This is a genomic window from Actinoplanes sp. NPDC026670 (assembly GCF_040638175.1).
Lineage (GTDB): Bacteria > Actinomycetota > Actinomycetes > Mycobacteriales > Micromonosporaceae > Actinoplanes.
This window is the reverse complement of the sequence record NZ_JBEZXU010000023.1, coordinates 1-12,863: the sequence shown is the minus strand read 5'-3', so window position 1 is coordinate 12,863 and position 12,863 is coordinate 1. Positions and strand designations below refer to the sequence as shown.

Here is a 12,863-nt window from a genome sequence, read left to right as displayed (position 1 = left end):
GCCCCGATCCAGGTGGTGGACGGGGGTGTGCCCTCAGCTTAGTCCGGCGCACCGACAGATCGCGCACCCCGCGCCTTATCGCACAGCATGTCCGACATGTGAACCGAGCTCTCGTGGAAGAGTCCCCGGACGTTGCGCATTTGATCGGGGAGGGCAAAACGTGCGGCATGATCCCGGGGCCACACAGATCATTCCGGCTTCCGTCCCGATAACGACCGGGAAGGTGCCGCCGCAACGGCCGCCGACCGGCCGGACGCCGATGCCCGCGGACGAGATGAACAGCACCCATCTCCTGCCCCGGCAGTCCGCCTACAGCGCGTACAGCGTGCTGGCCGGCCCGGCCGAGCAGGCGCCGGACGGGCCGTACCGGGTGGGGATGCGCCGGCTGGCCCGCCGCCGTCCGATCCGGACACTGCTCATCACGCTGTTCGCCTTCGCCTTCGAGAGCACGTTCTTCGGCTGGCTGGTCACCTCGATCGAGATGCCCGACCACGACCTGCACACCACCCTCTACCTGGCGACCGGCTTCATGATCGTGGCGACCGCCGCGATCGAGCTGTTCCGGCTGGTCAACGTGGTCACACTGTGCCTCGCGACACTCTGGGCGCGTGATCCGCAGCCGGTCGTCCCGGACACCTCGCTGCGGGTCGCGTTCCTCACCACGATCGTGCCCGGCAAGGAGCCGGTGGAGATGGTGGAACGCACGTTGCGGGCCGCCCAGCAGATCCGGTACGACGGCCACTTCGACGTGTGGCTGCTCGACGAGGGCGACGACCCGGTGGTCAAGCTGATGTGCCGCCGGCTCGGGGTGAACCACTTCACCAGGCACGGGAACCTCGACTTCAACACCGAGAAGGGCCGCTACAAGACGCGGACCAAGCACGGGAACTACAACGCCTGGCTGACCACGCACGGGAACGCGTACGACGTGTTCGTCTCGGTCGACCCGGACCACGTGCCGGCGCCGAACTTCTGCGAGCGCCTGATCGGCTACTTCCGGGATCCGGACGTGGCGTTCGTGGTCGGCCCGCAGATCTACGGCAACTACGACAACCGGGTGACCCGCTGGGCCGAGTCGCAGCAGTACCTCTTCCACGCCCTGTTGCAGCGGGCCGGGAACCGGCGCGGCATCGCCATGCTGGTCGGCACCAACAACGCGGTCCGGATCTCGGCGTTGCAGCAGATCGGCGGCCTGCAGGACTCGATCACCGAGGACATGGCCACGAGCGTGGAGATCCACGCCAGCCGCAATCCGGACACCGGGCGGCGCTGGACCTCGGTCTACACACCTGACGTGCTGGCCGTCGGCGAGGGCCCGTCGTCGTGGACCGACTACTTCACCCAGCAGCACCGCTGGTCGCGGGGCACCGACGAGGTGGTGGTCCGCCGGTTCGCGGCGCTGCTGCTGCGGCTCGGCCCGGCTCGGGCGCTCCAGTACGGCCTGCTCATGTCGTACTACCCGCTGACCGCGGTGGCCTGGCTGCTCGGCGCCCTGAACGCGGCGGGCTTCCTGCTGCTGGGCGCCAAGGGCGTCCAGGTGCCGGCCGAGGTCTGGCTGATGCTCTATGTGGACGCCGCGCTCTTCCAGGTCGGCCTCTACCTGTTCAACCGGCGGCACAACGTCAGCCCGCACGAGAAGTCCGGGTCGTCGGGGCTGGCCGGGATGCTCGCCTCGACCCTGTGCACGCCGGTCTACGTGTCGTCGTTCCTGTCCGCGGTGCTGCGCCGGAAGTCGGGGTTCGTGGTCACCCCGAAGGGCGACTCGACCAGCCCGGACCGGCTGGCCACGTTCGCGCCGGGCCTGCGCTGGGCCGCCCTCTACGCGGCCCTGCTGATCTTCTCCCCGTTCGTCGACCACGTCGATCCGGCGATGTACGCCTGGCCCGCCCTCAACCTCGCGATCTGCCTCACTCCGGCCGCGCTGTGGCTGTTCCGTTCCCGGAAGGACACTCCTGTATGAAGCCCCGCACGCGTCCCTCTCTCGCCCGCCGCCTGGTGAGCGGTCTGGTCACGCTCGCGGTGCTGGCCGTGCTGGCCGTCGCGAACCGGCCGATGGTCGCGGTGGCCGGTGAGGCGCTGCACACGTTCCAGATCAACCGGCAGGCCTACAAGGAGCGGTACGGGCACTGGGCCGCTCTGCCGGTCCCCCGCGGCTTCAAGGTCAACGCCATTCACGCGGCGCTGCTGCACACCGGCAAGGTGCTGATCATCGCGGGCAGCGGCAACAACAAGGACGCGTTCGAGGCGAAGTCGTTCCGGACCGTGCTGTACGACCCCCAGGACGACGAGTTCACCGAGGTCCCGACACCCACCGACGTGTTCTGCGCGGGGCACACCTTCCTGCCGGACGGCAAGCTGCTGGTGGCCGGCGGCACCAAGTCGTACGAGGTGCTCGAAGCCGACGTGGAGCACGCGGCCGGGGTGATGAAGTTCAAGAACGAGTCCCCGGACGCCGGCCCACGGGTCTTCCCGAAGGGCACCCGGCTGCTCTCGGCCACCGGCGAGGCGTACCGGACCAGGTCGCGGGTGACCGTCCCGGCCGCCCGCAAGGTGACCCACAACGGGCAGGTCATGGTGCACGCGGGCGAAGCCGAGGTGTGGGCCGACGCCGAGGCGAAGGGCGACCGGCCGGTGGTCGGCAGCCCGGCCCAGTACACGATCGAAGGGCTGTCCGGTCCCGACGCACGCAACCTCTACGGCATCGCCGAGAAGATCACCAGGGAGAAGCAGGAGTACGGCGGGGACCGCACCTCCTACGAGTTCGACCCGCTGACCGAGCGCTACGTCCGGACCGGGAACATGCGCGACCACCGCTGGTACCCGACCCTGATCGGCCTGACCGGCGGCGACGTGATCGCGGTCTCCGGGCTGGACCAGTTCGGCCGGATCCTGCCCGGCCGCAACGAGCGGTACCTGCCGGAGCAGCGGCGATGGGTGGCCGCGCCGGAGCTGAAGCGCTACTTCCCCACCTATCCGGGCCTGCACCTGATGGCCGACGGGCGGGTCTTCTACTCCGGCTCCAACTCCGGTTACGGCTCGGACACCGAGGGCCGTACGCCCGGTCTGTGGAACGTCGAGCGCAACACCTTCCAGCCGGTGCCCGGGCTGGCCGACGCCGGGATGAACGAGACCAGCTCGTCGGTGCTGCTGCCGCCGGCCCAGGACCAGAAGGTGATGATCCTCGGTGGTGGCGGGGTCGGCGAGTCGGAGCACTCGACCGCGCGGACCGGAATCGCCGACCTGGACGAGCCGAGCCCGCGCTATGCGCCCGGCCCGGACCTGCCGGAACCGGCCCGCTACCTGTCGACCGTGGTGCTGCCGGACGACACCGTGCTCACCACCGGCGGCTCGTCGGGGTACCGGGGTGGGCCGTACCGGGGCGAGCCGCGCAGCGACCTGTTCAATTCGCAGATCTACCACCCGAACCGGAACGTGTTCGAGACCGCGGCCGAGTCGACTGTCGGCCGCAACTACCACTCCGAGGCGATCCTGCTGCCGGACGGCCGGGTGATCACCATGGGCGGCGACCCGCTCTACGACCGGACCGGGAAGAACGCCGGCGCCTTCGAGAAGCGGATCGAGATCTACAGCCCGCCCTACCTGTTCCGGGGCGACCGGCCGGTGATCACCAGCGGCCCGGTCGCGGTGGACCGGGGCGGCGCGGCGGTGTTCGGCGTCGCGGAGGCGAGCCGGATCGTGTCGGCCCGGCTCGTGCGGCCCAGCGCGGTCACCCACGTCACGGATGTCGACCAGCGGTCGGTGGCGCTGGGGATGCGCAGCCTCGGCAACTCCGTTGAGGTGAAGGTGCCAGAAAAGTCCGGTCTCGTACCTTCTGGGTGGTACATGCTGTTTCTCATGAACGAGAAGGGCGTACCGTCGGCGGCTCGCTGGGTGCGGGTGCGCTGAGGCCGATGGCACGGCACCGCTACCGGAGAGGCCGCCGGGCTCAGCTGCTGGCTGCCCTGCTCGGCGTGACCACCGCCGGCGCCGTCGCGCTGACGCACGACCCGGCCGAGCCGGCCCCGCTGCGGACTCCGCCGGCCACCGGACCGGTCGCCGGGCTCTACCTCGACCCGGGCGGGCTCGCACCGCGCTACCTGCGCAATCTCCGCGGCTCGGGGCGGCACGCGGAGGCCGCGGTGATCCAGCGGATCGCCGACCAGCCGGCGGCGACCTGGTTCACCGACGCGCGGCCCGGGTTCGCCGACCGGGCCCGCCGGCTGGTCACCGCGGCGAGCGCGGCCGGGAAGACGCCCGTCGTCACGCTCTACTTCATCCCGCACCGGGACTGCCGGCAGTACTCGGCGGGCGGCGCGCGCGACGCTCAGACGTACCGGAACTGGATCTCCTCGATGGCCGCAGCGATGCGCGGTCATCGCGCCCTGGTGATCCTCGAACCGGACGCGGTCGCGCACGCCGTCTCCGGATGCCTCGGCCCGCGCGCCTCGGCGGCCCGCTACGCCCTGCTCGCGGACGCGATCGACACCCTGCGGGCCGAACCCGGGGTCGCCGTCTACCTCGATGCCGGCCATCCCGGATGGGTCTCCGCTTCGCGGATGGCGCCGGCACTGCGACGGTCCGGCGCCACCCGCGCCCGCGGCTTCGCGGTCAACGTCGCCAACTTCCAGACCACCAGGACCAATCTGCGGTACGGGACAGAGCTGTCCCGTCTGCTCGCCGGCCGGCACTTCGTCATCGACACCAGCCGCAACGGCAACGGCCCGGCCCGTCGGGTCCGGGGCGACCGGCAGTGGTGCAACCCGCCCGGACGACGCCTCGGTCACGCGCCGACCCTGCGCACCGGGCAGGAGCTCGTCGATGCCTATCTCTGGGTGAAACGCCCCGGCGAGTCGGACGGCGCCTGCGGTGCCGGAGCTCCCCCCGCAGGTCAGTGGTACCCCGCCTATGCGCGTTCACTGACCGGGTCATGAGACTCTTGACTCAATTCACCCCCTGACCGGGGTACGCCGATAACATCGGCGAAGTCGGGACAGCGCCGTCCTGGAGCCATCCGAGCGAAGGAGCGCCCGATGTCCGACGAGCCTGCCCACCTCGACCTGGAGGGCCCCGACGCAGCACTCCGCGCCGACATCCGTCGGATCGGCACACTGCTCGGTCAGACCCTGGCCCGTCAGGAGGGCCGTCCCCTTCTCGACCTGGTCGAGGAGATCCGTGCGTTGGTCCGGCAGGACGCTCCGGCGGCCGCCGACCGTCTCGGTGCCATGGACATCACCACCGGCACCAAACTGGCCCGCGCCTTCTCCACCTACTTCCACCTGGCGAACATCACCGAGCAGGTGCACCGCGCCCGTGACCTGCGGCGCCGCCGGGCCAGGAACGGCGGCTGGCTGGATCAGGCCGCCAAGCGGATTGCCGAGAAGGGTGTGCCGGCCGACGAGATCGCCGCCGCCGCCCGCCGCCTCGCGATCCGCCCGGTCTTCACCGCGCACCCGACCGAGGCGGCCCGCCGCTCGATCCTGTCGAAGCTGCGCCAGGTCGCCGACTCGCTGGACGCCGAGTCCGCGGCCGCCGCGCTGTACGGCGCCACCGACACCACCGTCTCCACCAAGCGGTTCGCCGAGCTGATCGACCTGCTCTGGCAGACCGACGAGCTTCGCCTGGACCGGCCGGACCCGACCGACGAGGCCCGCAACGCGGTCTACTACCTCAAGGATCTGTACGCCGACGCCGCCCCGCAGGTGCTCGACGACCTCGCCGACACGCTGCGCCGCCTCGGTGTGGAGACCGCGCCCACCTCGAAGCCGCTGACCTTCGGCTCGTGGATCGGCGGCGACCGCGACGGCAACCCGTTCGTCACCCCGAAGGTCACCCGTGAGGTGCTGCTCATCCAGCATGAGCACGGCATCCAGGCCACCGAGAAGGCGATGGACAAGCTGATCGACGAGCTGTCCGTCTCCCGGCGGCTGCGCGGCGTCTCCCTCGACCTGTCCGCCAGCCTCGCCCAGGACCTGGAGAACCTGCCCGAGGTCGCGTCCCGGTTCCGCCGGGTCAACGCCGAGGAGCCGTACCGTCTGAAGGTCCGGGCGATCAAGGCCAAGCTGGCCAACACCCGGGCCCGGCTGATCAACGGCACCCCGCACGTGGCCGGCCGTGACTACCTCGGCTCCGACGAGCTGATCTCCGACCTGGAGCTGATGCGCGCGTCGCTGGCCCGCAACTCCGGCCAGCTGCCCGCGGTCGGTGTGGTCGCCACCGCGATCCGGCAGGCGTCCGCGTTCGGTCTCCAGCTGGCCACCCTCGACGTCCGTGAGCACGCCGAGAAGCACCACGAGGTGCTCCAGCAGATGTACGCGCAGGTCGGCGAGGTCGACGACTACGCCGAGCTGGACCGGGCGTCGCGGACCAAGCTGCTCGCCGCCGAGCTGACCGGGCGGCGGCCGCTGTCCAACATCGACACCCCGCTCACCGACGCGGCCCGCAAGACGTTCGACGTGTTCCACACCATCCGCGAGGCGCAGGCCCGGTTCGGCGACGACGTCATCGAGTCGTACATCATCTCGATGACCCTCGGTGTCGACGACGTGCTCGCGGCGGCCGTGCTGGCCCGCGAGGCAGGTCTCGTCGACATCCACACCGGCCGCGCCCAGGTCGACATCATCCCGCTGCTGGAGACCCCGGCCGAGCTCGACGCCGGTGGCGACCTGCTCGACGAGATGCTCTCCATCCCGGCCTACCGGGAGATCGTCCGCGCCCGCGGCGACGTGCAGGAGATCATGCTCGGCTACTCGGACTCCAACAAGGAGGCCGGGATCACCACCAGCCAGTGGCGGATCCACAAGGCCCAGCGGTCGCTGCGTGACGTCTCGGCCCGGCACGGCGTCCGGCTGCGGCTCTTCCACGGCCGCGGCGGCACGGTCGGGCGCGGTGGCGGCCCCACGCACGAGGCGGTGCTGGCTCAGCCGTACGGCACGCTGGACGGCGCGATCAAGGTGACCGAGCAGGGTGAGGTCATCTCCGACAAGTACACGGTGCCCGCCCTGGCCCGGGAAAATCTTGAGCTCACGGTGGCCGCCGTGCTCCAGGCGACGCTGCTGCACACCAGCATCTCGGTCGACCCGGTCCGCCTCGAGGTGTGGGACTCGGTCATGGACACCGCCTCGGACGCGGCGTTCACCAGGTACCGTTCGCTGGTCGAGGACCCGGACCTGGCCGCCTACTTCTGGGCCGCCACCCCGACCGAGCTGCTCGGCGCTCTCAACATCGGCTCCCGCCCGGCCAAGCGCCCCAACGCGGACGCCGGCCTGGGCGGCCTGCGCGCCATCCCGTGGGTGTTCGGCTGGACCCAGACCAGGCAGATCGTCCCCGGCTGGTTCGGAGTCGGCACCGGCCTGGCCGCGGTCCGCGCCGCCGGCAAGGGCGACGAGCTCGACGCGATGCACCAGAACTGGCAGTTCTTCCGCACGTTCCTGTCGAACGTCGAGATGATGCTGGCCAAGACCGACCTGTCGATCGCCCGCCGGTACGTGGAGACGCTGGTCCCCGAGGAGCTGCGGCCGATCTTCGACAAGATCGAGCAGGAGTACGCGCTGACCGTCCAGGAGGTGCTGGCCATCACCGGCGGCACCGAGATCCTGTCGAACCAGCCGGAGCTCTCCCGCACGCTGAGCGTCCGCGACACGTACCTGGAGCCGCTGCACCACCTGCAGGTGGCGCTGCTCCGCCAGTACCGCGACCTGGGCGATTCCGGCCGCCAGCTGCCGACGGCCCCGGGCGCCCGCCGCGGCCCGTCGGACTCGACGGCCCTGGAGCGAGCCCTGCTGACCACGGTCAACGGCATCGCCGCCGGCATGCGCAACACCGGTTGATCATGCCGCTGAAGTATTCCGGGGCCCGAGCCATGATCGGCTCGGGCCCCGGCTCATGTCCGGCCTGATGGCCTTACTCGAGGACCTCTACGACACCCGGACCGACCGAGAGGTCCCGGATTCCAAGATCATCAGTTTCGGCGTCCGAATAGATGAGCACCTCGTAGTCCTCGAACTCGTCCTCGTGCGGCTCTCCGTCCGGGTCGGGCTGGGCGACGACCTTGAGCTCGCCGCCGCCGACCTGGGCAAGGGTGTACTCCCCGAGGTATTCGCTCTCGCGCAACTCGAAGGTGCAGTTGAGGCGAGCCGCCAAGGCGGCGGTCGCGTCCTCCACATTGCCGTTCTTCACGCCATAAAGCATTGCTTATCTACCTTTGCACTGACGCTTTCCACTACTTGCATCCGCAAGTGACAGCCGGCAGGCTGGGGCTTCGGCCCAGTGCCTTGTCGAAGTCCTGGAAGACCATGAAGTTGACCGGACGTCCAGCCTTGGCCGAGAGTTCCTTTCGCATCTGCGTGAGCCCCAGCGCGTCCAGCTGCCAGCCCTTCAGCGGCCCGGTCCGACTCTTCCCCTCCCGCAGGGGAATGCCCAGCGCCTTGGCCTTTTCGAAGATCTCCTTACCACCGAGCGCCACGTCGTAGTCGCTGTGGGAACCGAACGCCCGACCCGTCTTGAAGCTGACACCGGTCACCGAACTTCCCTGGAAGGCCGCCTTGGTACCGGCATGTCCAGCGCTGGCCAGACCCGCATCGAGGTCGCCGATGAACTTGTTGTAGTCGTCCTTGCCGGCGAAACCACGGGGCAGGGTGCAGTTGTGGACGAGCACCGGCGTGTTGCCGACCAGCACATAGTAGGTGTGGAACTCGTCGATGGTCAGGTTGTGTACCCAGGTGAGCTCCGTCCGGTGCTCGACCTGCTCGATCTTGACCAGTGCACCGTCGTCGTCACGCAACTGTGTGCCGGCCACCAGTTCCTTGGCCGGAACCCACGACTTGAGCGCGGGAACCCAGAAGGGGTGACTTTCCGTCGCCGAAATGGACTTGGCAGTCCCCTCCGCTTCGACTGTCAGTTCGACGATGTCCTTGGACCCGTAATTGGCGAGGGTCGCGGTGACCGTACGAGCGCCGGTGCGCCCCCGGACCGGATCGGTGGCCAGCACCGAGTCGCCGATTTGGAGGTCCTCGATCTTCTCGCTGCTGCCGTCGGACAGCAGGACCCGGGTGCCCGGCACGAAGCTGCTGGTCCGGCATTTCGTGATGATGTTGTCGATGAGCTGCTTGACGTTGCGCAGCTTGTCGGAGTTCTTCCACGCCTTGACACCGGTGGTGGCGTATCCGAGGCCGGGAATGGCTGATCCGAGGGAGAGCAGTCCGCCGGCCCAGTCACCACGGCTGAACGACACCGCGGCGTCGATGCCATCACAGGCCTCGCCGGCGACCGGGATCAGGCCGCAGCCCATCAGGACGAACTGGAGCACGTCCAGCATGACATCGCCGTTTTCACCGATGAAGCTCTTCAGATCGCCGAGCATGAGACAGCCTGGCGTGTTCTGGTTCGCCGGCACGGCACACTTCGGCTGGTCGGCGAGCGCGCCCGCGAAGTCCTTGTAGACCTTCAGGCACTCGGTCGACACCGCGGACGGGTCGAGCTGCAGACAGCCCCACGTCTTGTGGTCGTCGGCGGCGCTCCCGACCCCGTCGGAGCCGGTACCCGGAGCGGTATTGCGCTGCTGTGCCTCGTACTCCTTCAGTTTCAGGGTGTACACCGCGGCGGCCTCTTTCGCCGCGGTGTCCGCTGCCGCAGCGTCCTGGCCTGCGGCGTTCGCGGACTCGCGTGCCTCACGCTTTGCGGCGTAGGCGGCGTTGGCGTCGACCCGCGCACGAGCGGCCGCAGCGGTGGCGGTGGCCGCAGACTGAGCCGCGGCGTCCGCGCTGGCCTGCGCCGAAGCGGCGGCCTGCTTCGCCTTCGTCGCCGACTGGGCGGCCTGGTCCGCCGAGACCTTGGCATCGGCTGCGGACTTCTTGGCGTCGTTGGCGTACCCGGCGGCCTTGTTCGCGTAGGCGATCGCGTCAGCCGCGGCCTTGTTGGCCTCGGTGACCTTGCCCCACGCGTCCAGCGCCGCCTTGTTCGCCCTCGCCGCGTCCGCCAGCGCATTCTGCGCGTGCTCCTGCGTCTGGGTCACGAGAGCACGAGCCTGCTGGACGTGCGCAGCCTGTTCCTGGTCGCGCTGCATCGCCTGGTACTGCGCCGTGGTCAGGAAGTACGTGAGGTACGACTTCGGACCTTCGAGCGCTACCTGCCCGGCGGCCTGAACCTCGGGGCCAGCGGTCTCAAGAATCCGGTAGACCTCGAGCCGATCGTCGGCAGCCCGGGCCGTGTACTGACCCTCACGCAGGAACTTATGGATCTCCGCGCTCGTGCCGCCCAGTACGGCGTTCGCCGCGTTCCTGACATTCGGACCGGTCGCAGCATCGATGATCGCGTAAATCTTGGTGCGATCCTGAGCTGCCTTGCCCGCGTAGTTGCGCGTCCGCAGGAACTTCTCGACCGCCGCGTCGTCACCGGTCAGCGCGGTCTTCGCCGCGGTCTTCTCGGCACCGTCCGGCAGCGTGTCGATCAGGCGCCAGATCTTCGCCCGGTCATCCTGACCGACGGCAAACCGTCGCCCCTCGGCCAGCCATGACCGCAGCTCGGTCTCACCGCCGCCGAGCACCTCTTCCGCAGCGGCAACCGTCCATTCGCTGCCGGTGCTCAACAGCGTGATGGCCGCTTGCCGCCCCTTCTGGAGCACCGTCTCGGTCGGGGTGCCTGCAACCACGGCTTCGTTCAGCAGTTGGCGGGTGGCCGCGTCAACACGGTCCTCCTCGGCGGTGTCCCAGAGGAGCTTGTTGTTCCACGCGACGGCCTCACCGCCCTTGGCCTTCTGCTCGTTCTCCGCTCGCAGGGCGTCCTGGGCACGCATGACGCCCTGCTCGGTGAACTCCGCCAGACGAGTGGTGTCCGCCTCACGAGCGAGCTTTTCCAGGTTCACGGCCTGCTCGGCAGTCGCCACGGCCATGTTGGCGGCCTCGACGGCAGCGGCGGCGTGGTTGGACGCCTCGGTTGCCGACTTCTCACCACGCTCGGCAGCAGCCGCGGCAGCCTCAGCAGCGGTTGCGGCCTTCTCCGCGTGCGCGGCGGCCTGACGGGCGTACTCGAACGCCTGATCCGAGGCCACCGCGGCCTTACGCGCGAACGCAACAGCACGCTCAGCGGCCTTCGCGGCCGCGGCAGCCGCGCGACGGGCATCCTCGGCCGCCTTACGCGCCCGAGCCGCCTCCGCCTCGGAAACACCCGCCTGCGCACCCGCATCATCCGCCGCAGCAGCCGCCGCGTCCGCGTCCGAGCTGGCACCCTTCGCGGCGTTCGCGGCCTTCTCCGCCTCGGCCAGCGCCCGGTCACGCTGCGCGCGAACCTGATCCAACTCACGAGCCTTGGCCGCCGCGTCACGAGCCGCCTCAGCAGCGATCCGGGCATCCCGCGCAGTACCGGCACCGGTGCGCGCATTCGCCGCCGCCTGCTGAGCACGAGCCGCCGCCTGCGCCGTCGCCGACGCAGCAGCAGTCGCCTTACGAGCCGCATCCGACGCAATCCCCGCAGCACGCATCGCCGCGTTCGACGCACCCACCGCATCACGAGCAGCGTCCGCAGCGCCCTTCGCCGCATCCGCGGCCCGACCGGCAGCAGCGTCGGCCTTCTTCGCTGCACCACCAGCAGCTCGGGTCTCCGCCGCAGCGGTCTGCGCCGCCTTCTTCGCCTCGGCAGCCGCGTTCGCCGCACGAGTTGACGCGCCAGTAGCGGCAAGAGCCTCACGCGCTGTCGTCTCCGACGCCTGCTTGGCCTGCTGCGTCAGGCTCTGCAGCCCGGCCAACTCGGCATCCCGCGCACGGGCCACCAGTTGCCCCGTGACCAGGAACTCCTGCAACTCTTGCGGCGTTCCGGCCAGAGCCTCCTGCGCCGCTGTGTGAAGCACCGGGCCGCTGTTGGTCGACCCGCCGGTCAGCATCCGCGTCGCGGTGATCCGGTCGTCGGTGTACGACGCCTTCTCATACCCGGTCGACAGGAAGGTCTTGAGCTCGTCCGCGGAACCGTTGAGAGCCGCCTGCGCGGCGGTCCTGACCGTCGGGCCACCGGCTTCGAGAATCTGCGTCGTCCGGATGCGCTCGTCGACGTTCCAGCTGGCCTGCCAGCCGCCCGTGACGAAGGTCCATACGGCTTCCGGTGAAGTCTCGATCGCCGTCTGGGCCGCGGCGCGCGTGGTCGGCCCGTCCATGGCGGCCACAGCCTGTGCGGCGGCCACTTGGTCGGCCGCTTGAGCCTCCGGAAAGACCGTGTCGAAGTACTGCTGCATGTCCGCGTCGGTTCCGGCCAGGGCCGCGGCGGCCGCCCGTTGCACCGATGGCCCGCCGTTCAGAAGGTCAGAAACGGCGAGCTCGCGCTCCAGAGGCTCAGCCTCGGCAGCCCGAGCGGGAGCGACCGGTTGCAGAAGCGTGGCAGTCAGTACAGCGCTGAGGGCCGCGGAGAGGCCGCGGCCTGATATGAATCGTCCGCTGCCTGATCGGCTGAACGGACGCGAGATTCGAGACACCGATCCCCCGTGAATTCTTAGTGACTACAGAAATGCCGAAATTGAATGAAGATCAGAGGTGCGGTGGGCAACCGGAAACGGTCACCCACCCATCAGGAAAGAGTCAGCCGATACGGAGTTCGACGAGGATCGCGGTCGGCAGGCTCTCACCATCACCCGGATCGATCGGCTTCGGCGTGTTCGCCGGAATCTGGAACACCTCAGTGCCCTCATCCGTCTGCGCCGTCGCCGTCACCGCGTTGTTACCCGCCCGCACCCCGAACGTCCCCGGCACCTCAAGAGTCAGCACACCCTTCGAACCCGAGGTCTTGAAACAGTAGTAATAGCCATACGGCTCCACCGCCAGCGCCTTCTCCACCTGAATCTCAGCGGTAGCGCACTGCACCTCGTCCTCAAAGGACTTCCGCGA

Annotated in this window: 6 protein-coding genes and 1 pseudogene; 4 read left to right on the top strand and 3 right to left on the bottom strand. The window is 69.4% G+C overall.

What is annotated here, in order from left to right; genetic code table 11:
• Positions 1 to 223: 223 nt before the first annotated feature.
• The 4 genes from AB0E94_RS22850 (at position 224) to ppc (ending at position 7,826) form a co-directional block, all read left to right on the top strand.
• Positions 224 to 1,960 (top strand): glycosyltransferase family 2 protein, encoded by a 1,737-nt coding sequence (locus tag AB0E94_RS22850; protein WP_360329182.1) that lies wholly within the window; start codon positions 224 to 226, stop codon positions 1,958 to 1,960.
• Positions 1,957 to 3,906 carry a galactose oxidase early set domain-containing protein gene (locus AB0E94_RS22845; RefSeq protein WP_360329180.1) on the top strand — a complete coding sequence of 650 codons (1,950 nt, stop codon included), beginning with the start codon at positions 1,957 to 1,959 and terminating at the stop codon, positions 3,904 to 3,906. The genes AB0E94_RS22850 and AB0E94_RS22845 overlap by 4 nt, the downstream gene beginning before the upstream one ends.
• 5 nt (positions 3,907 to 3,911) lie before the next feature.
• Positions 3,912 to 4,931 carry a glycoside hydrolase family 6 protein gene (locus AB0E94_RS22840; RefSeq protein WP_360329178.1) on the top strand — a complete coding sequence of 340 codons (1,020 nt, stop codon included), beginning with the start codon at positions 3,912 to 3,914 and terminating at the stop codon, positions 4,929 to 4,931.
• Between the two features lie 99 nt (positions 4,932 to 5,030).
• Complete coding sequence (gene ppc / locus AB0E94_RS22835) at positions 5,031 to 7,826, top strand: phosphoenolpyruvate carboxylase (RefSeq protein WP_360329176.1); 2,796 nt, start codon at positions 5,031 to 5,033, stop codon at positions 7,824 to 7,826.
• Positions 7,827 to 7,899: 73 nt separating this feature from the next.
• Here ppc and AB0E94_RS22830 read toward each other — a convergent pair whose 3' ends face one another.
• From AB0E94_RS22830 to AB0E94_RS22820, 3 genes and pseudogenes are all read right to left on the bottom strand, one after another.
• Positions 7,900 to 8,175 (bottom strand): hypothetical protein, encoded by a 276-nt coding sequence (locus AB0E94_RS22830; protein ID WP_360329174.1) that lies wholly within the window; start codon positions 8,173 to 8,175, stop codon positions 7,900 to 7,902.
• 43 nt (positions 8,176 to 8,218) lie between these two features.
• Positions 8,219 to 12,454, bottom strand: a complete 4,236-nt coding sequence (locus AB0E94_RS22825) for a polymorphic toxin-type HINT domain-containing protein (protein WP_360329173.1) — start codon at positions 12,452 to 12,454, stop codon at positions 8,219 to 8,221.
• A gap of 103 nt (positions 12,455 to 12,557) precedes the next feature.
• Positions 12,558 to 12,863 (bottom strand): annotated as a pseudogene (locus AB0E94_RS22820) (hypothetical protein); the annotation flags it as partial.